Here is a 23,831-nt window from a genome sequence, read left to right on the forward strand (position 1 = left end):
CGGACGGCCCCGGCGCCCCGGGGGCGGGCGTCAGGGCCTCGCCGGGGCGGGCCTCAGGGCTTCTCCGAGACGGTCTTCCGCTCCGCCGCCCGCTCGATCTCCGCGAGCATGTCGCGCGGGAACCAGAGGCTGCTCGCGCCCGCGAGGGCGACGGCCGCCGCGCCGACCAGCACCGGCACGATGCCGACCCGGGAGGCGAGCCACCCGCCGACGAAGGCGCCGACGGGCAGGGTGGCGGTCAGCACGGCCTGGAGGAAGGCGTTGACGCGGCCCAGCAGGTGGGCGGGGGTGACGAGTTGGCGCCCGGTGGTCATGGCGATCGACCAGATGGTGGCCATCAGTCCGAACAGCAGCTGGTACAGGACCAGCACGGCGAAGGACAGCCCCAGGGACGCCGCCGGGATGAGGAAGAGGGCGGCGCCCGCGCCCACGGCGCACAGCCGGATGGCCCGGGCCATGCCCAGCGCCCGGGTCACCGAGGTCGCGACCAGCACGCCGGTGCCCATGCCGACGGCGTACGCCGCGTAGACCGTGCCGAGCTGCCACGGAGGCAGCTGCAGCTCCCGGTCGGCGTACAGGACGAACAGGCCGCCGCCGGCCCCGCCGCCGAGGTTGAGCCCGGCCGCGGCCAGCGCCTGGCGGCGCAGCAGGGTCTCGCGCCGGATGACCGCGAGGCCCTCCCGCAGGGCGTCGAGGCGGGAGCGCGCGCCGCTGCCCGCCTCCTGTGCGGACCGGTTCAGCGCGGCCGGCAGCGCGAGGAACAGGGCCCCGCCGACGAGGTAGGCGGCGCACTCGACCAGCAGCGCCGGGGCCGGGTCGATCAGGCCGATCAGGATGCCGCCGAGCGCCGGCCCGCCGATCAGGCCGATGGTCCGGGCCCCGGTGAGCGAGGAGTTGGCCGGCAGCAGGCGGTCCGGGGGCACCACCCGGGGCAGACAGGACTGCAGCGCGACGCCCTGCGCGGAGTTCAGCGCCCCGGAGGCGGCGGCCGCGGCGAACAGGTGCGGCCAGGTCAGGCCGTCCAGCGCGGCGGCGAGCGGCACGCTGCCGATGGCGGGGACCTGCAGCCAGGACACCGAGACCAGCATCCGCCGCAGCCGGGCCCGGTCGACGGCCACGCCGATCAGCGGGCTGAGCAGGACGCCGGGCAGGTAGGTCATCGCCATCAGCGCCGAGGCGCCCAGCGGCCCGGCGTGCAGGTGGGCGATGGCCAGCAGCGGCAGCGCCAGCGCGGTGACCTGACGCCCCACCGAGCTGGTCATCTGCTCCGTGACCAGCAGCAGCAGCGGCCGGTGCCGGCGCAGCGGTACGGATTCCGGGGCCTTGGCCTTGGCCTTGGCCGGGGTCGCGGCCGGGGTCGCGGGCGGGCCGGACTCCGGGGGTATGGACGACTCCTCGGCCGTGGAGGATCCCATGTATCAAACTCCTGTGTCGGGCACGGGCCAGTGGCGGATGCGGGGCGGGAGCGTCACCGCCCAGCCCCGGGTGACGAGCACGAGGCCCTCGGACGCCAGGACGGGCACCGCCTCACGGCCCGTACTGCTGAGGTCGTCCAGGGCGGTGGGGGTCAGGCAGGCCCGGAAGGTGGCCACCAGGTCGGGGTGGTCCAGGGCGAAGCGGGCCGAGGCGTCCGGGGCGCGGCGGTCGCGGACCTGGAGGACGTCCGGCGCCCGGATGCGCAGGCCCCACGTGCTCTCGGCGGCCCGTGGCGGGGAGTCACGGAAGTAGTCCATGCCGATGATGTTGTCGACCGTGATGACGTCGAGCAACTTGTGCTGGTGGACGAGCCGTTCGGTCTCGGACTACGCCCGGCTCGCGGCCGTGGAGAAGGCGTACGACCCGGCCGACGTCCTGCGCGGCAACCTGAACATCCGACCCGAGGACGAGTAGGGGCAGGCGGCGTCGGCGGTCCGGGCCTAGTCCGGCGCGGAACCGCCCGGCCCGGCGACCAGCCAGTGCGCGGGCAGCTCGATCCGGGAGCCGTCGGCGGCGGACTCCGTGGTGGCCAGCGGCAGTTCGCCGGTGGCGAGGACGTCGAGGCCGGCCGTGCGGAACAGCTCCGGGAAGACCGCGTCGGCGACCTCGGCGGGGGCGAGCCCGTGCGAGAACACCGGGCGCAGTTTCGGCGGCGGACCGTCCGGGGCGTGGACGAGCTCGCCCAGCACGCCCTTGGCCGCCTCGGCGAGCTCGAACACGAAGGCCCGGCCGCGGTCCCCGAGCAGGATGCGAATGGCCTCGACCACCCGTGGGCGGTCGGCCGGCTCGCTCTGGTGGATCACCCCGCGCACGTACACGTTGGCGTCGCCGAGGCGCTGGTGGAGCGCCCGGACGGCCTCGGGGTCGGTGGCGTCCAACCGGGTGAACTCGGCCCGCCCGGCCGGGTCGCAGCGCCGGGCGAGGTCCAGCGCGGCGGCGGACAGGTCGACCCCGAGGGCGAGCGGGAAGCGCTCGGCGAGGAAGCGGGTCTGGGTGCCGTTGCCGCAGCCCAGGTCGACGATGGGCAGCGCGGGGTCCGCCAGGTGCGGGCGGAGCAGCGTGAGGTGGCGTTCGGCGCTGCGGGCCGGCTCCGCGTCCCAGATCACCCCGCCCGGTTCCTCGGGCGCGTCGCGCCAGAAGCCCTCCCAGGCGTCCAGGTACCGACTCGTCACGCTCATGGCGGAGGCCTCCGGGTGGTGCGCGGGGTGTCTGGCTCGTGTCTATCGGTACCCGGCCGGGGCGGCAAGCGGGTACCGGCGGGCGGCGGCGGGCGCGCGCGGACGGCGTGCGGGGGGCGCGTACGGCGGCGCGCGGGATCGGATCGCGAGGTCGGCCCGCAGGGTCAGCCCGCGGCGCGCGCCTGCCGCAGCAGGTAGAGGCCGGAGGCGGCGGCGAGCACCGCCATGCAGGCGGCGAAGACCAGGCCCGCGTGCGTCAGGCCGAGCGGCCCGGTCAGCAGGCCCACCCCGATGACCGGGATCGAGATGCCGAAGTAGGCGACCACGAACAGCGCCGAGAGGGCGCCGCCGCGGTGCTCGGGGGGAGCGGCCGCGGCCACCTCGCCCACCGCCCCGCGCAGGCCCATGCCCTGCCCGGCGCCGCCCGCCAGGGCGCTGAGCACCAGCGGCGGCAGGCTCTCCCAGGCGAGCGAGGCGGCCAGCAGGGCCATCCCGGCGATCAGCACCAGGCAGCCCAGCGGCACCGCCCGGGCGGTGCCCAGCCGGGGCACCAGGAGCTGGCCGAGGGTGGAGGCGAAGAAGGCCGTGAAGACGACCAGGCCGACCACCGCGCGGTTGTGGACGCCCAGACCGGTGGCGAGGAAGGCGGGACTGACCGAGGTGAACAGGCCCAGCAGGGAGAAGCCGGCGAACGCGGCGATCCCGGCCGGCACGAACACCCGGCGGACCTCCGGCGGCAGCGCCGGCCGGTCGGGCCGGGCCGTGCGCAGCGGACGGGCCCCGGCGACCGTCTCCGGGAGCATCCAGGTGAGGGCGAAGGAGACCGCGAGCAGCCCCAGGTGCACGACGAACGGCAGCACCAGCGGGTACGGGGCGTACTGCGAGAGCAGGCCCGACAGCAGCGGCCCGCAGCCGAGCCCGCCCATGTTGGCGGCGGTCGCGACGAAGCCCGCGCGGGCCTGGTGCCCGGGTGGGGCGAGCTCCAGCACGTACGCCGTCCCGGTGCCGGTGAACAGGCCCGCCGAGAACCCGGACAGCAGTCGGCCCAGGCAGAGCAGGGCGACGCTGTCCGCGGTCAGGAAGACCACGGCGCTGGCGGCCGAGCAGACCAGCCCGCAGAGCAGCACGGACCGGCGCCCGACGGAGTCCGAGACGTTGCCGATCAGCAGCAGGACGCCGATGACACCGAAGGCGTACACCGCGAACACGACCGTCACCGTCAGCTCGGAGAAGCCGAGCTTCTCCTGGTACAGGCCGTAGAGCGGGGTGGGCAGCGTGGTGCCCGCCATGCAGACGGCGAACGCGGCGGCGGCGACGAGGTGGCCCACCCGGGCCGTACCAGGCCCGGCGGTCCGACGATCGGTCATTCGCCCACGATAGGCGCGCGCCCGGGAGGGGGGCCGTGCCGTGCGGGGGAGCGCTGCGCCGAATGGCCGTCCGGCCGTGCCCGGCGGCTATCGGGCGCGGGAGGGTGGGGTCAGCGGTCCGGGTGCCAGGTGGATTCGAGGGCGGTGGTGCCGTCCGGCCGGGGCACGGGGTGCCAGCGGGCGCGCAGACCGGCCGGACGGGCGGCCGGCCGGGGTGCGCCCAAGGCACCGAGCACGGTGCTGTCGAGCGGGCTGGCGGCCAGCCGGTCCAGCACCCGCGCGCAGGCGCCGCGCAGGCCGTGGCCGTGGCGGCGCGCGTCGGGGACGTCGGAATGGAAGGCAGCGAGGACGGACATGCGGCTCACCTCCGGAGCGACCTGCGGGTCGTGCAGGCGTGGTCCGTCCAGCTTCGGGCCGTCCGGGGGCACCGGGCCCCGGATTGACGGGCTATTGACGGCTGCCGACACTCCGCTGACGAACTGCTGACGCGGAGGCGGTCTCCGCACCCGCCGCCGTTGGTCCCCGCGCCCGCCGCCGTCGGTCCCGGACCCGCTCGGCGGAGGTCCGCCCGGTGGCGGGACGGGGGGTCAGCCCGTCGCCTGCCCGGCCTCGCCCTGGTGCATCCAGGCGATGACGTCCAGCACCCGCAGCACGCCGATGTCCTCGCCGATCCCGGCCTCCGTACGGAGCTCCGCCAACCGGGCGCGGAACGCCCCGCCGTCCGCGCGCAGGGCGTCGGCCAGCGCGGACCAGAAGGTGGTGTCGACCTTCGGCCGCCGGAAGAGCGCCTTCACCCGGATGTCGTAGACGGGTATCAGGTGCGGCCGCTTGCGGGCCAGCAGCTTGCCCGCGACGACGGGGCCGACCCCGTCCGGCTTGCCCGGGTACGCGGCGCGCGGGTTCGCCAGCCGGTCCCACAGCTCGGCGGCCGGCCCGCCGGGGGCGATCAGCGCGGCACTGGCCGGGTCCTCCAGTCGGGCGTCGCGGGGGATCGCGGACAGCAGCCGGCCCCAGTGCCCGTCGGGGTCGGTGAGCAGCTCGACGGCTCCGTGGGGTTCGACCGAGACGCTCAGCATGGTGATCGCGAGCAGGTCGTCGGCGGTGAAGGCGTCCGCCGTCTCCGGGCGGTCGCCGCCGCCGGCGAGCCGCTCGAAGTGGGCGCCCGTGTAGTAGTGGTCGCCCTTCGCCCGCAGCCGGGTGAAGTAGGCACGCAGCAGCCGGACGGAGGCCCCGGTGTCCCCGTACACCGGGGGAATCCACAGCGCCGTCATGAGGGACCCCCTTCGAATCCGTGCGTCCGGGGGCAGTGTGGCAGAGGGGGCCGACAATCCGGTCCGGGGGCCGCTGAACCGGGCCGGTGCCGGGGGCCGTAGGACCGTAGTGGGCGCGCAGCGGTGCGTCCGCGAAGCGGCGGGCGCGTCCGCGAGGAACCCGGGAGGAAGTGGATGCAGTCCCGACGCGACCAGGTGCGGGCGCACCCGGTCGTGCTGAACAGGCCGGTCCCGGATGCGTTGCGGGCGGAGCCCGACGCACCGGACACCCCCACCCGGCGCACCACCCGGGGCGCCACGACGGGCCCGGCGGAGGAGGAGTGATGGGCGCTGTGGAGGCCCCGGAGGCGGTCGGCGCCTCGACGCTGCGGGCGCTCGGCGCGCACTACGTGATCGCACCGCCCGGCGCGGAGGCCGACGGACTGGCCGAGGCGCTGGCGCCCGTACGCGCCCAGCCGGGGGCGCTGCTGCTGCTCGCCGCCGCCGAGGACGCGGCACCCGTCCTGCTCGCCTCGCTGGACGAACTCGCCCGGGCCGCGCGTGGGCGCGACGCCGACGTGCTGGTGCTGGCCGCCTCCGGACTGGCCGCGGTCGGCCCCGACGGCCGGCGGCCCGCCGAACTGCTCGCCCGGCGCAGCGGGTTGACCGTCGTCGCACCGGACACGGTGGTCAGCGTCGAGCCGGACGGCACCCTGCCGGCCGTGGACGGGACGTGGTGGCGCTGCCGGCCCGGCGGGGGAGCGGAGCCGCTCGGCGGCCGCTGGCCCGCCGACGCGACCATCACCCCGCTGGCCGGCGGGGCGTACTGGATCACCGACGCGGAGGTGGGACCGGTCCGCCCCGCCGTGCTGGACCGGGCCTTCGCACCGCGCGACCGGCTGCTGCTGATCGTCGGCGCGCCCGCCCGGTCACTGCCCAGCGGTGCCCAACTGGCCAGCGCTGCGACCCTGTTGAAGGAGCAGGCGCCCCATCGGGAGTACCTCGCGCTGAGTGCGCCGTGGGCCGCGCCGCTCGAACTCATCGAGACGGCCGCCGTGCTGGCGGCCTCGCTCGGGCAGGAGGTGCGGGCGGCGATCGGCGTGCCGGTGGCCAGGTCGGGCCTGCCGGGGGCGCCCGGGTGCGGCGTGCGGCACGTCCACGTGGCGCCGGACGGGGGCGAGGGCTGGGAACCGTACCTCATCGAGTTGTCCGCCCGCCCGCGCGAACGCACCGTCACCGCCGTCGGCTGGCGCGTCGGGCCCGGCCCGGGTGTGGGCCCTGGGACGGAGCGCTTTCCGGCTCTCCCCGGCCCGGGTGCGGGGCCCGGTCCGGGCCGCTTCCCGGCCTTTCCCGGCCCGCCTCCGGTGCCCGGCGCGGGGCGTTTCCCGGTCTTCCCGGGCCCGGCTGTGGGGCCTGGGGCGGGGCGTTTCCCGGCTCTCCCCGGCCCGCCCGCAGGGCCCGGAGCGGGGCGGCTTCCGGCTCTCCCCGGCCCGCCCGCGGGGCCCGGGGCGGGACGTTTTCCGGCTCTCCCCGCGCCGCCTTCGGTGCTCGGGGCGGCGCGCTACCCGGCCTTCCCCGGCTGGGAGGTGGAGGCGGTGGCGGCCGGACTGTGGCTGCGCCCGGCCGCGACCCCGGAGCGGGGCCCCCGGCTGCGTCGGCCGGACCCGGCCCAGCCCGTGCTGGTCGTGGGCACGCCGGGCCGCCCGGTTCCGGACGCGGTCTGGGACCACCTCGGTACGGTGCTGGGCTCGCTCCCGGCCGGGCCGGTACGCCTCGCGCTCGTGGTGGCGGGGGTGTTGGACGTGGAGTCTGCCGCGGTGGGGCGGTTCTGCGCGCGGCAGTACGGGCTGGACTGGGTCGGCGAGGAGGCGGTCGAGGCCGCGGAGGTGCGGGTGGCCGTGCTCGGTTCCGAGCCGGTGACGGTTCCGGAGCCCGTCGCCACGGTGCCGACTTCGGAAGGGGCGTCGGTGGCGGAGGCTCCCGGGGAGGCCCATGAGGGAACAATATTGGCCCCTGATGTCGTCGTGGAGGAGCCTGAGGAGTCGGTTGCCGAAGTCCCGCTAGCAGAGCCCGAGTTGCTGTCCGAGCCTGAGGTGGAGGAGTCGGTCGCCGAGGCCCCGGAAGTCGAGCCCGAGCCCGAGCCCGAGGTGCCCGCTGCGACGCCCCCGGCCCCGGAACCGTCCTCGGAGCCGGAGCCGTCGGAGCCCGCCACCCCCGCCGGGGACGGCGAGGCTCTGGTCGCCCAACTCGGCGCCGCCTACGAGCCCTTGGCCCGGCGGGCCGAGGACGTCGCCACCCGCCTGCCCGCCCTGCGCGCGCAGGCGGAGGACGGCGACCAGGGGCCCGAGCTGGTCGCCCTCCTGCTGCACGCCGGCGACTCCGGCCCCCTGGCTCCGCGCGCCGAACTCCTCGCGGCGGCCCGCTCCGGCGAGCCCGGCCGCTACGGCCCGTACCTGCGCTGCCTGGCCGCCGGCCTGCGGCGGCTGCCCGGGTACTACGGCGGTGTGCTGGTCGCCGGTCCGGCGCGGGCCTGCGACCTCGCCGCGTACGCCCCGGGCACGGTGCTGACCGAGCGGGCCCCGGTGACCGCCCTGGCGGTGCCCGAGGCGGACCTGGGGGAGGACGTCGGGATCGAGTTCGCCATCTGGTCCGTCGGCGGCCGCCGCAGCTCGGCCTTCGGCGAGCCGGGCGACCCGCCCATGGTGGTCTTCGTCCCGGGCGCGGAGTTCGAGGTGGTCGAGGTCCAGCCGGCGGACCCGGAGGAGGGCCGTCCGGCCCGGGTCCTGCTCCACGAGATCGGCGGCGTCCGCCCGAGCCCCGAGCGGCTGCGCACCTGGCTCGCCCGCCGCGACGCCGTCGCCCCCGCCGACCGCGTCCGCCCCGCCGACCCCTCCCGCTACGCCCTCGCCCTGGGTGTCGGCTCCGGCCCCGCCGACTGACTGTCGGTGGGGCCGGATACGGTGCGTCCCGGAGCCGGACCACAGGAGGGGTCATGGAAGCAGGGGAAGCATCCGTCGCCGCGCTGAAGGCCGTCATGTCGCCGCACGACGGCGCCGACGAGCAGGTGGACTGGGCCGCGGTGGGCCAGGCCTGGGGCGTCCGGTTCCCCGCCGACTACGTGGCGTTCATGGCCACGTACGGGGCCGGTGGAATCGACGAGGCGTTCGGTGTCCTGGCCCCCGAGGCGAGCACGGCGCCGCCCGAGGGCCCGGGCTTCGGCAGCGCGGCCGGGGAGACCGCCATCCTGCGGAGCCTCTGGTCGACCGAGGGCGGGCCGGCCGGCGTCGAGGCCGGGCCGGACTCGGTGATCGCGTGGGGGGTGAGCTGCGGGGCGGACATCCTCGGCTGGCTCACGGTCGACGACGACCCCGACAAGTGGCCGGTCCTGGTGTGGGAGCGCCACGGGTCGCCGAACTGGCAGCTCTACGACTGCGGGATGGCGGAGTTCCTGCGCCGCCTGTTCACCGAGGGCTTCGACCGCTGTCCGCTCAGCGACGCCTCCCTCTGGGGCGATCCGTCCCCGCACTTCGTCCACTGGCGTGAGGAGCGGCGCCGCATCGAGGAGCGGTTGGACCCGTACACCGGAGAGCCGCTCTCCTGGTCCTTCTGAACCACCCGGTGAACCCCGCACGGGCGGCCGGCCGTCGGACGGAACACAGGGACGTGATCGGCGGGAGGGGCGCGGGGTGGGACCCGGCCGGTGGCGGGCGCGGAGCCGGTCCGGACGGTCGGGCCTGAGGCGCGCCGATTTCGGCTGAACCGGTTCGGCCGTGCGGGCCGTAGCTCCCCACAGGAGTGTCATCGAGCACAGGGGATGCATGGTGGGCGAGGAGCAGCGCGGCGGGCCGGAGCGGAGGCCGGGCGGCTTCCGGCTCCCGGCGGTGAACTGGGCGTTGGCGGCCGAGGCGGACCAGGGGAAGCCGCCGGAGGTGCCCGTGAGCGCGGAGACGGCGGCGCCGCCCGCGCAGCCGGGCGCCGGTGGCGGTACCGGCACTGGTGCCGGTGCCGGTGTCAGCGCCGGGGCCACGGGCGCTGCGACGGGCGGGGCGCGGACCGGTCCGAAGCCCGAGGTCGGGTCCAAGCCCGCGAGCCCTGCGCCGACGGTCCCGCCCGCGCGGCTGGGTGGCGGTCCCGAGGCCGGCGCCGGGTCGAAGCCCGCGAGCCCTGCGGCGCCGGTGCCGCCCGCGAGGTCGGGCGCCGAGGCCGGTGTCAGCGCTGGGTCCAAGCCCGCGAGCCCCGCGCCGACGGTGCGGCCCGCGCAGCCGGGCGCCGGCGCCAATGGCGGTGCCAGTATCGGTGTCAGTGCCGGGGGCACCGGCGCTGCGACGAACGGGGCACGGCCCGGGCCGAAGTCCGAGGCCGGGCCCAGGTCCGCGAGCGCCGAGACGGCGGTGCTGCCCGTGCAGCCGGGCGCCGGTGTCGGCGCCGGAGTCGGTGTCAGTTCCAGGGCCACGGGCGCTGCGACGAACGGGGCGCGAACCGGACCGAAGCCCGCGTCCGGGCCCAAGTCCACGGTTGGAGCCAGGCTCCCGGCCGGGACCGGTATCGGGCCGGCGCCCCTGCCGTCCCCCGCCAAGGGCCCGACGGCACCCGTCGGCCCGGTGACCCCTGCGGGGCCCGTGGGTCCGGGGGACCCTGGGCCGCGCACCGGCCGGGTCTCCCGTCCGATGATCGCCGCGGCCGTCGCCGTCGGCCTGGTGCTGGTCGGCACCTCCGTGATGGTGACCCAGCGCAGCGGCAGCGACCCGCACGGACCGGCCCAGGCCGACGCCCCGCCCGCCAACGTCCCCGGCTTCGACGAGCACGGTGGCACCGCCGGCGGCGTCGCGCCCGACGGGCAGTCGGGCTCGGCGGCACCGCAGCCGGACGGTTCGGCCGCACCGGCGTCGGGCGACCAGGCGGCCTCGGCCCCGAACGGCACCGGCGGCGGCGCTGGTGGCGGGGCCGGCGGTGGCGGTGCCGGTGCGGCCGCTCCTCCCGGCGGCGGGGCCAACCCCGCTGGGGGCGGCGCGAGTTCGGGCGGTGGGGGCGATCGCGCGGAGGGCGGCGCGGCCGCCGCCTCGGGTGGTTCGGGCGGCGGTGGCCCGGCCGCCGGCGGCACGGGCGGCGGCGGTGCGGCCAACCCGGCGCCGAACCAGCCGGCCCCCAACCAGCCGGCTCCGAACAAGCCGGCCCCGAACCCGTCGGCGCCCCAGCAGCCCGCGCCCCCGGCGGCCAAGCCGCCCGCACCGGTCACCGTGATCGCCGGCCCGTACTGCTCGGGCGGCGGCCAGTACAAGACCAACGGCTGGTTCGACCAGGGCAGCAGCGGTTGGCGCAACAACTCCGGCGGCTACAGCGGCGACGGCTGCAACGGCACCTACGCCTCGATGCCGATGTCCGGCAACGCCAACAAGGACGACAACGGCAACTCGGTCGTCTGGACCTTCACCGTGGACAAGGTCACCAGCTGCACCTTGTCGGTCTACATCCCGGCCAGCGGCGACGTGAAGCAGGTCGGCGGCAACCCGAGCACCTACACGGTGCAGAGCGGTGGCGGCCAGGTGGGCTCGTTCACCATCAACCAGACGGCGAGCCGGGGCAGTTGGGTGAACAACGGGCCGTTCACCTACCGCGGCCCGATCTCCGTCACGCTGCACAGCCGCGGTGTGGACTGGGGCGGCTCCAGTGGCGCCCACCACGCCGCCAGCGCCGTCCGCGCCACCTGCACGGCCTGACCCCGGCACGCACCGGGGCCCGGACCCGTCGAGCCACCGAACCGCTGAGTCACCGAACCACCGAGCGACCGAACCACAACGCCCCACGACGAAGGGAACCCCAGGCATGTCGCGCCCGGTGCTGACGGTCTGCGCGGAGCAGCGGGAACCCGGCTCCTACCGGACGATCGGCGAGGCCCTCCGGGCGGCCGGCGGCGGCGCGGTGATCTCGGTCCGGCCCGGCCGGTACGACGAGAACCTGGTGCTCACCAGGGCGGTGAGCATCACCGCCGCCGACGTCCGGGGCAGTGTGCGGATCAGCCCCCGGCGCGGTTCGGTGGTCCAGGTGCTCACCGAGGCCGTCCGGTTGACCGGTCTGGTGCTCCAGGGGCAGGACGACGAGCTGCCCGCCGTCGACGTCCCGCGGGGCCGCCTCACCGTGCGGGACTGCGAGGTGATCGGCAACGCCTGGACCGCCGTGCTCACCCGCGGGCCGGGCGAACTCGCCATGTGCGGCAGCCGGGTCACCAACCCGGCCGGTGCCGGGCTGGTGGAGACCTCCACCGGCTCCAGCGTGATCGAGGACAGCGTCGTCGAGCACCTCGGCACCTCGGCCGTGGTCATCGGCGAGCGGGCCGACCCGACCGTCCGGCGCTGCGTGCTGCGCGACGCGCGCGGCAACGGCCTGTGCGCCAACGGCGAGGCGCGCGGCGTCGTCGAGGACTGCGAGATCTCCGGCACCGACAAGCCGGCCGTCGCCCTGGAGGAGCGGAGCAGCACGCGCCTGCTGCGCACCGCGATCCGGGACAGCGCGCTCGGCGTCTTCGTCGGCTCCGCCGCCCGGGTCGTGCTGGAGGACTGCACCGTCACCGCCGTGCGCGGCCACGGCTACGTCCTCACCGACGGCACCGACCCGCTGCTGCGCCGCTGCCGCGCCGTCCGCCCCCAGGGGTACGGTCTGCACATCGCGGGCCGGGCCCGGGGCACCCTGGAGGACTGCGAGGTCACCGCCCCTGCCGGGGTCGGCATTCACGTCGGCGGGTCGGCCGGGCCCAGCCTGCTGCGGACGGTGGTGCGCGACGCCGGGACCGACGGTGTCGAACTCACCGGCGGGAGCGCCGCCGAGTTCGACCGCCTGGAGGTCCGCCGCGCGGCCGGTGCCGGCATCGTGGTGCGCGACGGCGCCGACCCGCTGCTGTGCCGCGGCACCGTCACCGCCGCCGGCCGCCACGGGATCGAGGTGCTGGGCGACGGGCGCGGCCGACTGGAGGACGTCACCGTCGTCGACGCCGGACGGCACGGGGTGCGGATCGCCGACGGAGCCCACACCCACCTCGGCGGCGGCCTGGTGCGCGGCAGCGGGTCCTGCGGGATCTCGGTCGGCGCCGGGGGCGTCGCCATCCTGCGCGACGTCGAGTCCACCGGCAACGCCCTCGACGGCGCGAGCGTCGAACGCGGCGGCGAACTGGCCGCCACCCGTGCCCGGTTGGGGACCAACCGGCGGCACGGGCTGCACCTGCTGCCCGGCTCCCGGGCCACCCTGACCTCCTGTCGGCTCGGCGACAACACCGTGGACGGGCTCCGCTCCGAGTCCGCGGAGCCCGTCCGGCTCACCGACTGCACGGCCGCCGGGAACCAGGGCGCCGGGCTGTGGCAGACCGCGCCGACCGACCGCCTCGTGGTGGAGAACCTCGACAGCCGGGACAACCGCTCGCCGGACGCCCACGGCACGGCGGCCGCCACCACCGTCGCTGCGGACGCCGCCGGCGACGGTACGGAAGCCCCCGCGGAGGAGGCCGTCGGCCCGCAGGCCGTCCTCCGGGCCCTGGTCGGGCTGGAGGGCGTCAAGGAGCAGGTCGCCACCCTGGTCAACCTCGGCAAGCTGACCCGCCGCCGCGAGCAGGCCGGGCTGCCCGCCCTGCCGATGAGCCGGCACCTCGTCTTCGCCGGCCCGCCCGGCACCGGCAAGACCACCGTCGCCCGGCTCTACGGGGCGATCCTCGCCGAACTCGGCGTGCTGCGCAGCGGCCACCTGGTCGAGGTCGCCCGGGCCGACCTGGTCGCCCCGGTCGTCGGCGGGACGGCCCTGAAGACCACCGAGGTGGTCAGGGAGGCCCTCGGCGGGGTGCTGTTCGTCGACGAGGCCTACACCCTGTCGGCCGGCTCCGGCGCGGCCGGCCCGGACTTCGGCCGGGAGGCCGTCGACACCCTGGTGAAGCTGATGGAGGACCACCGCGACGACCTGGTGGTGATCGTCGCCGGGTACGAGGCCGGGATCCGCGGGTTCCTGGCCTCCAACCCGGGCCTGGCGTCCCGGTTCAGCCGCACCGTCGAGTTCCGGAACTACCGCGCCGACGAGCTCGCCACGATCGTCGAGCAGGCCGCCGGCGGACACGGCTACGAGCTCGCCGAGGGCACCCGGGAGGCGCTCGCCGCGCACTTCGACCGGATGCCCAAGGGCGCGGAGTTCGGCAACGGCCGGGCCGCCCGCAAGGTGTTCGAGGAGATGGTCGACCGGCAGGCCTCCCGGCTCGCCGAACTGGAGCAGTTCGACAACGCGGCGCTCACCCGGCTGCTGCCCGCCGACGTCGGCGAGGAGTTCGCCCCGGCCCCCGTCGGCGAGGGGCGGGCCGGGGAGCCCGGCCTGCTCGACCGGCTGCGCGCCATGGTCGGCCTCGCCGCCGCCAAGGAGCAGGTCGAGGACCTGGTCAACCTGACCCGCCAGTCCCGGCGCCGGGTCGAGGCCGGGCTGCCCGCCGCCCCCCTCGGCCACCACCTGGTGTTCTCGGGCCCGCCCGGCACCGGCAAGACCACCGTCGCCCGGCTGTACGGCGAACTCCTCGCCGAACTCGGCGTGCTGCCCTCCGGCCGGCTGGTCGAGACCGCCCGCGCCGACCTGGTCGGCCGCTACCTCGGCCACACCGCCCACCTCACCCGGGACGCCTTCGAACGCGCCCGGGGCGGCGTGCTGTTCATCGACGAGGCGTACACCCTGACGCCCCGCGACGGCAGCGGCGGGGACTTCGGGCAGGAGGCGGTGGACACCCTGGTGAAGCTGATGGAGGACCACCGCGACGAGGTCGTGGTGATCGTGGCCGGCTACCGGGAGGAGATGCGCGGCTTCCTCGCCTCCAACCCCGGCCTGGCCTCCCGGTTCTCCCGGGAGATCACCTTCGACCACTACGCGGACGAGGAACTCGTCGCCATCGTCCGGGCGCGGGCCGAGACCGCCGGCTACACCTGCACGCCGGAGACCCTGGCCGCACTCGGCACCCTGTTCGGCGCCGTCCCGCGCGACCGCTCCTTCGGCAACGGCCGGTTCGCCCGGCAGGTGCTCGAAGCGATGGTCACCCGGCAGGCGGGCCGGCTCTCCCGGGTCGACGTGGCGGACCTGGACGAACTCAGCCTGCTGCTGCCGCAGGACATCCCGGCCGAACGGCTGGGCACCTTCGCGTGACCACGCCGCCGCCCCGCCCCCGGGCGGCGGCCGACCCGGGCTCGGCCGCTGCCGCCCTCGTCCTCGGCTACCGCCCGGACCTGACCGTCGACCAGCCGGCCGAAGACCGGGAAGCCGCCGCCTCCCGCGGCCCTGGCCATCAGTACGGCCACGGCACCGTCGGCCCCGTGGCCGCTGCCACCCCGGCGGTCGTCCTCACCACGCGCCCCGCTCCACCCGACAGCGGCGCCGGCATCGAGGCGGGCCTCCTCGCCCTCACCGTCCTCGCGGCCGTCGCCCTGGCGGCGGTGGCCGCCGCCGTGGCCCCGCGCGCCCGGGGCCGGCGCCCGGGCCGTGCGGAGGCGAGCCGGTCGTCTGGCCGGGGCCGAGGGCCTGACGGGAGGAATCCGCTCGTCGTGGTGATCGGCGCCGTGGGACCATCAGGGCCCGTCGGGGACCGGACGCGCCCGGCGGGTGAGATGTCGACACGGCACGGGAACGGAGGGCCCTGATGACGGAGCGGCAGTCGCCGACGGCGAGAGAGCTGGTGCTCGGCTTCCTGTCCGCGCTCGACCGGGCGGAGGCGGCGTTGTGCGAGGCGGTGCCCCCGCTGGAGCGCTTGGCGGACGTCCTGGCGGCGGCGCGCTCGGGGCGGCTCAGCGGTGCTCGGCCATGCCGTCGCCGATGAGGGCGGCGAGTTCCAGGTAGTCGAGGCGGGCCCGGGAGCGGAGGGCGGCGGGGGCGGCAGGGAGGGTGAGGGCGGCGCGGCAGCGGGTGCGGAAGTGGGAGAGGAGGTCGCGGTCGGCGACCGGGCGGTCGGTGGGCGGGGCGGGGGTGAAGGCGGCGACCGCCCCGCGGGCCAGGCCGTGGTGGCCGAGGGCGGCGAGGTGGTCGAGGAGGGCGTCGGCGGTGCGGGCTCCGGTGGCGGAGGCCGGGGCGCAGAGGAGCAGCCGGTCGGCGTGTTCGACGGCGGCGAGCCGGACCTCGGCCGGGGCGCCGGTGGTGTCCGCGAGGACCACCGGGTAGTGGCCGTCGGCCTCGCCGAGGGCCTCCCGCAGGGCGGCCGGGTCCGGCCGTACGGACCGCAGCACCCGGCCGCCCGCGCGGCATTCGCTCCCGGCGGGCCCGGCGGTGGTGAGGACGAGCACCGGGTGGGCCCGGTGTTCCGTGAGCAGGGCGCCGAGGAGGGCGGCGGCCCCCTCGGCGGGGCCGCCCAGGACGGCGATCCGGTGGCGGGTCCGCAGCGGCGCCCGGACGCGGTCGAGCAGGCGCCGCCGCCGTGCCTCCCCGCCGCCGGGAAGGGCGAGCCGCAGGGTGCGCGGACGGTCGGAGTCGAGGCGCGGTACGGGCGGTGCGGGCAGCGGTGCGGGGGCAGGCGGGCTCGGGGGCAGGAACGGAAGCGGCGCCGCCGAGGACGGTCCGACGGCCGGCTCCCGGGTGGACGGCCGCCGTTCGGCGGGCGGGATCAGGACGGTGCCGAGCGGGTCCAGCGGGCGCGGGGGCAGCCGGGGCAGCAGGGCGACGGGCTCGGGCCAGAGGGCCGGCGAGTAGTCGGGTGCGGCCGGGGCGGTGCCGCCCGCGCCCGCGGTGCCGTCGGAGTAAGCCATCGGACGACCTCCCGGTCCCTGGTGCGCCGGACGGGTGCCTCCGGTCCGGCTGACCGTACGGTCTACCCGTACAGCCGGGAGTACGGCTGAAGGCTACCCTCCGGTTCAGCTGAACCGCTGGTGGTGGAGGGCCCGTTGAGCGGAACAGGGCGCACGGCGCGCCCCCTGTCGCTTCGGGAGGCCCGTAACGAGAAAACCCTCCGCCCGACCGGCTACCGATCGGTACCGTCATCGGGTGGCACCCGGCGTCCGCCGAGTGTCACCGAGTCGGAAGGAGCGTGAGTCCCGTGAACGGGACGGGGGAGGGCCGCGGCATGGCCGCGGACGGGCCGGAGGCGCGGGAGTTCGTCGCGGCCCTGGTGCGGGCCGGGGCGCCGAGCGCGGCCGGGCCGGCCGGGCTGGCGGTGCCCGAGGCGGCGGCGGAGCGGGTGATCGCGGTCGCCCGGCGGCTGGCGCTGCGTGCGGCGCCGGAAGAGCGGCCGCGGCCGGAGTCGGGGCTGCTGGGCGTGGCGACGGCACTGGTGGTGGACGAGCACCCGTCGGCACCGGTGTGGTCGGCGGCGGAGCGGCAGCTGTTGGCGGGCTGGGTCGCGGTGCTGATCGAGCACCGGGGCGAGGACGGGGTGCGGGAGCTGCTCGGGGCGCTCGCCGAGGGCTGACACCGCGGCCCGGTGCGGCGCTCGGCGGGGGGCCGGGCGCCGAACCGGGCGGTGGCGGAAGAAGCCGCAGCTCACGGCCGCTAACGACCGGCCAACAGTCGTCGGCGCCCGCCAACGGTGGCACTCGGGGGTGGCCCGAGTGCCCCGGGCGGGGGCGTTGGCGGATCCTTGGTGCGGACTTGGCGGGCTCCGGCAGTGTGCTGGTGCAGCCACCGCCGGGGATCTCCGGCGGTGCCCAGCACGCCCTGCCCGTGCTGCGTCCCCTGCCCGTGCTGCGCCCCCTGCCCGACCTGAGAGGTAGCGCGTGTCGAAGCCGTCCGTCGCCCAGCCCACGTCCGTCACCCCGCCGTCCGAGGGTCCGGCCGCCGCGCCGGAGGGCGCCACCGCCCCGGCCCGCCCGACCCTCGACCCCGACGTGCTCGCCGAGATCCACCGGCTGCACGGCGGCTACCTGCTGCGCGCGCTGCTGCGGGCCACCGGCGGGGACCGCGGCAAGGCCGAGGACATCCTCCAGGAGACCCTGCTGCGCGCCTGGCAGCACCCGGAGGCGCTGGCCGCCGGCGCGGAGGCGGCCCGGCCCTGGCTGTTCACGGTCGCCCGGCGGATCGCGATCGACCACTACCGGATGGCCGCCGCCCGCGCCAAGGAGGTGATCGGCGAGACGGTCGAGGACCGGCCGGTCGCCGACGACCCGTACGAGCAGGTGGTGGTGGCCCGGGACCTCGCGCTGGCACTGCGCCGGGTGCAGAAGCACCACCGCGAGGTGCTGGTCGAACTCCACCTCAAGGACCGCTCGGTGCTGGAGGCCTCGGCCCGGCTGGGCGTGCCGCCGGGGACGGTCAAGTCCCGCAACTTCTACGCGATCCGGGCGCTGCGCCCGGTGCTGGCGACGGAGCACGGGTACGCCCCGACGGTGCGCGGGGCGGCCTCGGCAGCCGGCTGACGGGGCCGTCCGGCTCTGGACGGACAGGAGCACCGGCCGACCGGGGCGCGGCCCCTCGCGCCGACCGTCCGGTTCAGTCGTCCGTCGCCCGCCGGCCGGTGCGGAGGTTGAGCGACTCCTCCAGGCTGGTGGTGAACTCGCTGCAGTGGCCCGCCTGCCGGTCGTGCGAGCGGAAGCGGTCCAGCGCCGTGCGCAGCCGGCCGCGCACCTCCGGTTCCCGTCCCCGGGCCAACAGGTAGGCGGCGTAGGACTGTTCGGCCACCGCGTGCAGGTACAGCAGGCCGGCCTCCTCGCAGGCAGCGAGCAGCCGGTGCCAGGCGAGGTCGGCGGCGTCGTCGCGGACGGTCGGCGCGAGGGCCTGCGCCTCGGTCAGCAGCGACCAGAGGTGGACCTGGGTGACGGGCGTGGCCGGCAGCAGCTCGCGGGCCTCCCGGGACCGGCGCTGGGCGCCCTCCCGGTCCCCGGCGGCCAGGCTCACCCAGCCCTGGTGCACCTTGGCGTCGACCAGCCGGCGGCGGTCGCCGGACTCCAGCGCGAGCGCCGTGGCGGCGGCGGCCAGCCGCTCGGCCTCGGCGGCGTGGCCGAGCATCGCGGTGACCAGCGCCAGCGTGGCGAGCGCTCGGACGTGCGCGGACGCGGCGGCGGGCCCGGTGGCGGACTCGGCCGCGGCGACCGCCTTCCGGGCCGCCTCCGCGGACTCCTGCCGGCGTTCCAGCGCGACCAGGGCCTGCGCCCGGCAGTTGAGCAGCAGCGCGACCGCGACCGGGTCGCCGCAGCGTTCGGCCGCGGCCTGCCCCAGCCGGGCGCTGGCGAGCCAGTCGGTGAAGCGGCTGGCGCCGTAGTAGAGCGAGCCGCAGGTCAGCGCGAGCCGCCAGGCCCGGGCCGGGTCGGTGTCGGGGGACGCGACCAGCGCGGAGACCGCCGGCTCCTCGGCGTCGAACCAGTCGAGCGCGGTGCGGATGTCGCCGACGGCCGGGAGGGCCTGCGCCGGACCGGCGGGCGGGGCGGTGTCCTCCTGGCCGGGGTCGAGGAAGGACCCGCAGTGCCCGAGGGCCGTGAGGTAGTGGTCGGCCAGGCGGTCGCGCAGCAGCCGCCGGTGCTGCTCGGGCCGTTCGGCGAGCAGCCCGGCGCCGTACAGCCGGACCAGGTCGGTACGGGCGTGGCGGCCGGGGGCGGTGCCGGTGAGCAGGTGGTGGGAGGCCAGCTCGCCGAGCACCCGGTGGGCGGTCGCGGTGTCGCTGCCGAGCAGGGCGGCGCCCGCCGGGGTGTCCACCTCGCGGCCGGGGTGGGCGGCCAGGGCGGTGAGCAGTTCGGCCGCGGGTCCGGAGAGCCGGCGGTGGGTCAGCCCGAGCCGGCCCGCGACGGAGAGCGTGCCGTCCGCGTCCAGGACGGCCAGCCTGGTCCGTTCGTCGGCGAGTTCGGCGACCAGCCCGGCGATCGTCCGGTCCGGCCGGTCGGCCAGGCGGGCGGCGGCGATCCGCAGGGCGAGCGGCAGGTGGTCGCAGAGCCCGGCGAGGCGGGCGGCGGCCTCCGGCTCGGCGCGCAGCCGCTCGGGCGTCAGGGCGCGCTCCAGCAGGTGCAGGGCGTCGTCCTCGGGCAGCGCGGCCAGGCGCAGCAGGGTGGCCCCCTCGACGGCGACCAGGCCCTCCAGCGAGCCCCGGCCGGTGACCACGGCGGTGCCGGCCGGGCCGGCGGGCAGCAGGTCGGCGACCTGGTCCGCGTCGGCGGCGTCGTCCAGCAGCACCAGCAGCCGCCGGCCCCGGGTGCGCTCGCGGTAGAGCGCGGCCCGGGCGGCGCGCCCCTCGGGGATGCCGTCCTCCGGTACGCCGAGCGCGCGCAGGAAGCCGGCCAGGACGGCCTCGGGCCGGGCGGGGCCGTCCGGGGCGAGGCCGTGCAGTTCGGCGTGGAGCAGTCCGTCCGGGAAGCGGTCGGCGGCCCGGTGCGCCCAGGTGGTGACCAGCGCGCTCTTGCCGACCCCGGCCGGGCCGACCACCAGCACCGGGCCGTCCCCGGCGCGGCCGGTCCCGCAGGCCAGGTCGAGGCGGGCCAGGTCGGTGGTGCGGCCGACGAAGTCCGGGTGGCGGCGGGGGAGTCGGCGCGGCACCGGCGCGGGCTGCGGGGCCGCTCCGGGGGCCGGCGCAGCGGCGGGCGGCGGCTCCGCCGTACGGTCGTCGGCCAGCACCTCGGCGAGCGCCGCGCGCAGCGCCGGGCCGGGGTTGATGCCCAGTTCGTCGTCCAGCCGGATCCGGGCCTGGTGGTAGGCGGTCAGCGCCTCCGCGGACCGGCCCGCCTGGTGCAGGCAGCGCATCAGCATGGCCACCAGCTCCTCGCGCAGCCCGTCCAGCCGCACCCCGTGCTTCAGCAGCGGCACGGCCGAGGCCCCGGCGCCCTGGCCCAGCCGCAGCCCGGCCCAGCAGAGCAGGGCGGCGGTGCGGGACTGCCTCAGCCGGTCCACCGCGGCGTCCCGCAGGGGGGTTTCGGGCAGGTCGGCCAGCGCCTCGCCGCGCCACAGCCGCAGCGCCTCCTCCAGCAGCGCGACCGCCGTGGCGCAGTCGCCGAGGCCGGCCTGCCCCTCGGCCTCGCCGGCGAGCTCCTCGAAGCGCAGCGCGTCCACGGCGTCGGCCGGCCCGGTCAGCAGGTAGCCGGAGTCCCGGGTGTGCAGCTCGAACGGGGTGTCGGCGAGCACCTTCCGCAGCGCGGCGACGTGCCCCTGCACGGCCGCCCGGGCGGTGGGCGGCGGCTGCTCGTCCCAGAGCAGCTCGCACAGCTGGTCCATGGTGACCACGAGCCCCAACCGCAGCGCCAGCATCGCCAGGACGGCCCGCCGCTGGGCACCCGCCACGCTCGCGAAGCCGTCCGCCCCGACCCGCAGCTCCACCGGCCCGAGCAGCCGAATCCGCACCGGTACCCCCCACCTCGCCCCAAAACCGCACATCACACCCGAAGCGGCCATCGGCCCTCGGGGTGGAGCAGTGTAGTGCGAGAACCTGTCCGGTCCACGCCGGACGGCTGCTCCCGCCCTCGGACGCCCGCCCGCGCGGGGCGCCCACCCCCGGTCCGACCGGGCTCCACGGGGCACCCCTGAGAGGGATGCCGATGGGGCCGGTGACGGTTGCACCGGACGGCCGACGCGGGGTCGTGCCGCCGTGCCCGGCCCGTCCGGAGCGGCGGACGCGGGGCCGTGCCGCGGTGGCCGCCCGGCCAGGAGCCGCGGACGCGACGCCGGTGTCGTAGCGGCCCGGTACCGTACGGCCGACGTCAAGGGCCCGGTCGGCCCTATCCTCGAACCAGCCGGGGAGTCGACGGATGGTGGGGGAGGGGAACGGGCGCGTGCACATCGATCTGCTCGGGCCGGTGGTGGTGCGGCGGGAGGACGGGACGGCGGTGACGCCCTCGGCCCCCAAGCGCCGGGCGCTGCTGAGCGCGCTCGCCGTACGGCTGAACCGGACGGTGGCCACCGAGGAGCTGATCGAGCTGGTCTGGGAGGGCTGCGCGCCGCCCACCGCGCGGGCCGCCCTGCAGGGCCACGTCGCGGCGGTGCGCCAACTGCTGGACGGCTCCGGGCTGGAGCTGGGCACCCGGGGGGCCGGCTACCTGCTGGCCGGTGAACCCGACCGGGTCGACGTGCTGCGCTTCGGCCGGCTCTGCGAACAGGCCGGCGTGCTGCTCCCCGAGCCCGCCGCCCCGCTGGACGGTGCCCCGCCGGGGACCGCCCCGCCGGAGCCCGCCCCGATGGAGGCCACGCCGGTGGAGACCGCGCCGGCGGACGGCGCCCCGCCCCTGCTGCGCGCCGCGCTGGACCTGTGGCGCGGCCCGGCGCTCGCCGACTGCGGCTCCGCCCTGCTGCGCGAGCGGACCCTCCCGTACCTGACCGACCTGCGGCTGCGCGCCCTGGAACGGCTGGCCGACGGCCTGCTCCGGGCCGGCCGGGGCGGCGAACTGGCCGCCGAACTCGCCGAGGCCGCCGACGGCCACCCCGCCCGGCAGACGCTGACCGCCCGGCTGGTGCGCTGCCTGGAGCAGGACGGGCGGAGCTCCGAGGCGCGGGAGCGCTACGAGCGCGCGGTGGCCCGGCTCTCCCGGCCGCCCGGCCCGGAGCTGCGCCTGGCCGGCGAGCAGTCCGGCGTCCGACCCGCCGCCGACCGCCGGTTCGTCGGCCGGACGGACGAACTCGCCCGGCTGGACCAGGTGGTGCCCGCCGCCCGGGACGGCCGCCCGATCCTGGTCACCGGCCCCGCCGGGGTCGGCAAGACCAGCCTGGTCCGGCAGTGGACGGCCCGGCGCGGCGACGCCTACTTCCCGGACGGCGTCCTCCACGCCGAGCTGCGCGGCTTCGACCCGGACGGGCCGCGCGAACCCGCCGAGGTGCTCGGCGAGTTCCTCACCGCGCTCGGTACGGCCCCGGACGCCCTGCCCCGCGACCCCGAGGACCGCGCCCGCCGCTACCGCGAACTGGTCGGCGGCCGAAGGATGCTGGTCGTGCTGGACGACGCCGCCTCCTACGAGCAGCTCGCCCCGCTGCTGCCCGACCCGCCGGCCACCGACAGCGAGCCCGCCCCGGTCGCGATCGTCACCAGCCGCAGCCGGCTGCGCCACCTGGTGGTCCGCACCGGCGGCATCCCGCTGCCGCTGGGCGTGCTCGGCCCCGAGGAGGCCGCCGCCCTGCTCGCCCGCATCCTCGGCGAGGACCGCACGGCCGGTGAGCCGGAGGCGGTCGCGGAACTCGCCGAGCGCTGCGACCGCCTGCCGCTCGCGCTGCGCCTGGCCGCCGCCCGGCTGGCCGCCCGGCCCGACTGGTCCGTGGCCGACCTCGCCGCCGAACTCGCCGACGAGCAGACCGGTCCGGCCGCCCTCTCCGGCACCGGCACCGCCGGCGGCCCGCTCGGCCTCACCGCCGCGCTGGACCGGACGTACCGCACACTGGCGCCCGACGCCGCCCGGCTGTTCACCCTGCTCGGCCTGCACCCCGGCGCGGAACTCGACACCGCCACCGCCGCCGCCCTCGCCGACCTCCCGCCCGCCGCCACCCGCACCCTGCTGACCCGGCTGGACGCCGTCCACCTGCTGGAGGAGAGCGGCCCCGGCCGGTACGCCCGGCGCGAGCTGGTCCGCCGCCACGCCGCCGCGCAGGCCGCCGAACTCACCTGCGACGAACGGTTCCTCGCCCTCGACCGGCTGATCGCCCACTACCTCGACGTCACCGCCGGCTGGACGGCCGGGGGCGCGGCGACCGTGGGCGCGGGGGCCTGGTTCCGCCGCGAGGAGAGCGCCCTGCGCGCGGTGGTGGTCTGCGCCGAGCAGCAGGGACGGCCCGCCGCGGCCTGGCAACTCGCCCACCGGGCCTGCCGGTTGTACGAGACCACCGGCCACGACCGGACGCACTGGCGGGCCGTGGTCGAGGCCGGGCTGCGCGCCGCCCACACCGACCGGGACGAGGCGGCGGTGGCCCGGCTCGCCACCGACCTCGCCGTCCTGCACGTCGACCGCGCGGCCCACCGCACCGCCGCCGACACCCTGGAGCGGGCCGTCGCGGCCGCCGACCGGTCCGGCGACGCGGCGCTGCGCCACCACTGCCGCAGCCGGGTGGCCGCCGCCCTGCTGCGGGCCGGCCGGTACGAGCGGGCGGTGCCCATGCTCGGCGACCTGGTCGCCGCCGCCCGCACCCCCGCCACCGACCACCTGCTGGTCCGCGCGCTCACCGACCTCGCCGACGCGCTGGTCCTGGCCGACGACCCCGGGCCCGCGCTGCGCCACGCCGACGAGGCGGTGCGCGCCGCCACCGCCCGCTCCGGCGGCGCCGAGGCCGTCCTCGCCACCCACAGCAGGGCCCGCGCCCTGCACGCGCTCGGCCGCCGGGACGCCGCGCTCTCCTCGGCCCGGCTCGCCGTCGCCCTCGGCCGCACCGTCGGCGACCCGGCCCTCGAAGCCCGCTCCCACAACCTGCTCGCCGACCTGCTGGACGCCCTCGGGCGCACGGTCGAGGGCGCGGAGGCGAGGCGGCCGGCGTAGCGGCCCGGCGCAGGAGGCCGGGGTGGAGGTCCGGCGCAGGGGTCCGGCATGGACCGCGGCCGGCCGCCGGTGGCGGGAAACCGCTGTTCGACCAGCGGAACCACAGGCGGAACTACCGGCGTCCCGCCCCTCGCGGAACCGCCCCCGCCCCGCCGCCCCGCCCGTACCCGTCCCTCCTGACCTGGGCAGATGCCCCGGGAGAGGGCGGAA

General features: G+C 77.6%; 18 protein-coding genes. 10 read left to right on the forward strand and 8 right to left on the reverse strand.

Going from position 1 to position 23,831, the window contains the following annotated elements; all coding sequences use genetic code 11:
* Positions 1-53: 53 nt before the first annotated feature.
* A complete protein-coding gene (locus ACFCY1_RS06020; RefSeq protein ID WP_375873698.1) occupies positions 54-1,415 on the reverse strand; it encodes an MFS transporter in 1,362 nt (453 codons plus the stop codon).
* A 3-nt stretch (positions 1,416-1,418) separates the two neighbouring features.
* Complete coding sequence (locus ACFCY1_RS06025) at positions 1,419-1,769, reverse strand: DUF5825 family protein (RefSeq protein ID WP_375873699.1); 351 nt, start codon at positions 1,767-1,769, stop codon at positions 1,419-1,421.
* Here ACFCY1_RS06025 and ACFCY1_RS06030 point away from each other — a divergent pair.
* Positions 1,756-1,890 (forward strand): hypothetical protein, encoded by a 135-nt coding sequence (locus ACFCY1_RS06030; RefSeq protein ID WP_375873700.1) that lies wholly within the window; start codon positions 1,756-1,758, stop codon positions 1,888-1,890. The genes ACFCY1_RS06025 and ACFCY1_RS06030 overlap by 14 nt on opposite strands.
* Before the next feature lie 26 nt (positions 1,891-1,916).
* Here the strand turns inward: ACFCY1_RS06030 and ACFCY1_RS06035 are convergent, their stop codons facing one another.
* From ACFCY1_RS06035 to ACFCY1_RS06050, 4 genes are all read right to left on the reverse strand, one after another.
* Positions 1,917-2,654, reverse strand: coding sequence for a class I SAM-dependent methyltransferase (locus tag ACFCY1_RS06035; protein WP_375873701.1), 738 nt, complete (start codon positions 2,652-2,654; stop codon positions 1,917-1,919).
* Positions 2,655-2,818: 164 nt separating this feature from the next.
* Positions 2,819-4,021, reverse strand: coding sequence for an MFS transporter (locus ACFCY1_RS06040; RefSeq protein ID WP_375873702.1), 1,203 nt, complete (start codon positions 4,019-4,021; stop codon positions 2,819-2,821).
* 110 nt (positions 4,022-4,131) lie between these two features.
* Positions 4,132-4,377, reverse strand: coding sequence for a hypothetical protein (locus ACFCY1_RS06045; protein WP_375873703.1), 246 nt, complete (start codon positions 4,375-4,377; stop codon positions 4,132-4,134).
* Positions 4,378-4,608: 231 nt separating this feature from the next.
* Positions 4,609-5,292, reverse strand: coding sequence for a DUF6308 family protein (locus ACFCY1_RS06050; protein WP_375873704.1), 684 nt, complete (start codon positions 5,290-5,292; stop codon positions 4,609-4,611).
* Between the two features lie 174 nt (positions 5,293-5,466).
* Here ACFCY1_RS06050 and ACFCY1_RS06055 point away from each other — a divergent pair, with 174 nt between their 5' ends.
* From ACFCY1_RS06055 to ACFCY1_RS06080, 6 genes are all read left to right on the forward strand, one after another.
* On the forward strand, positions 5,467-5,616 hold the full coding sequence (locus tag ACFCY1_RS06055; RefSeq protein WP_158077761.1) for a hypothetical protein: 150 nt from the start codon (positions 5,467-5,469) through the stop codon (positions 5,614-5,616).
* A complete protein-coding gene (locus ACFCY1_RS06060; protein WP_375873705.1) occupies positions 5,616-8,210 on the forward strand; it encodes a hypothetical protein in 2,595 nt (864 codons plus the stop codon). The genes ACFCY1_RS06055 and ACFCY1_RS06060 overlap by 1 nt, the downstream gene beginning before the upstream one ends.
* Positions 8,211-8,263: 53 nt before the next feature.
* A complete protein-coding gene (locus ACFCY1_RS06065; RefSeq protein ID WP_198959472.1) occupies positions 8,264-8,881 on the forward strand; it encodes a hypothetical protein in 618 nt (205 codons plus the stop codon).
* Between the two features lie 1,057 nt (positions 8,882-9,938).
* Entirely contained in the window at positions 9,939-10,988 is a 1,050-nt protein-coding gene (locus ACFCY1_RS06070) for a hypothetical protein (RefSeq protein WP_375873706.1), read from the forward strand.
* A 106-nt stretch (positions 10,989-11,094) separates the two neighbouring features.
* Positions 11,095-14,424, forward strand: a complete 3,330-nt coding sequence (locus ACFCY1_RS06075; RefSeq protein WP_375873707.1) for a right-handed parallel beta-helix repeat-containing protein — start codon at positions 11,095-11,097, stop codon at positions 14,422-14,424.
* Between the two features lie 490 nt (positions 14,425-14,914).
* Positions 14,915-15,091, forward strand: coding sequence for a hypothetical protein (locus ACFCY1_RS06080; RefSeq protein WP_375873708.1), 177 nt, complete (start codon positions 14,915-14,917; stop codon positions 15,089-15,091).
* On the opposite strand, the gene ACFCY1_RS06085 is transcribed toward ACFCY1_RS06080, so the two are convergent.
* Entirely contained in the window at positions 15,060-16,010 is a 951-nt protein-coding gene (locus tag ACFCY1_RS06085) for a hypothetical protein (RefSeq protein ID WP_375873709.1), read from the reverse strand. The two genes, ACFCY1_RS06080 and ACFCY1_RS06085, sit on opposite strands and share 32 nt — an antisense overlap.
* Positions 16,011-16,297: 287 nt before the next feature.
* On the opposite strand from ACFCY1_RS06085, the gene ACFCY1_RS06090 reads away from it, so the two are divergent.
* Entirely contained in the window at positions 16,298-16,669 is a 372-nt protein-coding gene (locus ACFCY1_RS06090) for a hypothetical protein (protein WP_074004943.1), read from the forward strand.
* A 304-nt stretch (positions 16,670-16,973) separates the two neighbouring features.
* Positions 16,974-17,612, forward strand: coding sequence for a sigma-70 family RNA polymerase sigma factor (locus ACFCY1_RS06095; protein WP_074004942.1), 639 nt, complete (start codon positions 16,974-16,976; stop codon positions 17,610-17,612).
* A 73-nt stretch (positions 17,613-17,685) separates the two neighbouring features.
* Here the strand turns inward: ACFCY1_RS06095 and ACFCY1_RS06100 are convergent, their stop codons facing one another.
* Positions 17,686-20,514 carry a BTAD domain-containing putative transcriptional regulator gene (locus tag ACFCY1_RS06100; RefSeq protein ID WP_375873710.1) on the reverse strand — a complete coding sequence of 943 codons (2,829 nt, stop codon included), beginning with the start codon at positions 20,512-20,514 and terminating at the stop codon, positions 17,686-17,688.
* Positions 20,515-20,942: 428 nt separating this feature from the next.
* On the opposite strand from ACFCY1_RS06100, the gene ACFCY1_RS06105 reads away from it, so the two are divergent.
* Complete coding sequence (locus ACFCY1_RS06105; protein ID WP_375873711.1) at positions 20,943-23,621, forward strand: BTAD domain-containing putative transcriptional regulator; 2,679 nt, start codon at positions 20,943-20,945, stop codon at positions 23,619-23,621.
* Positions 23,622-23,831: the final 210 nt, after the last annotated feature.

The sequence above is a fragment of the Kitasatospora sp. NPDC056273 genome (assembly GCF_042268845.1).
Taxonomy (GTDB): Bacteria; Actinomycetota; Actinomycetes; order Streptomycetales; family Streptomycetaceae; genus Kitasatospora.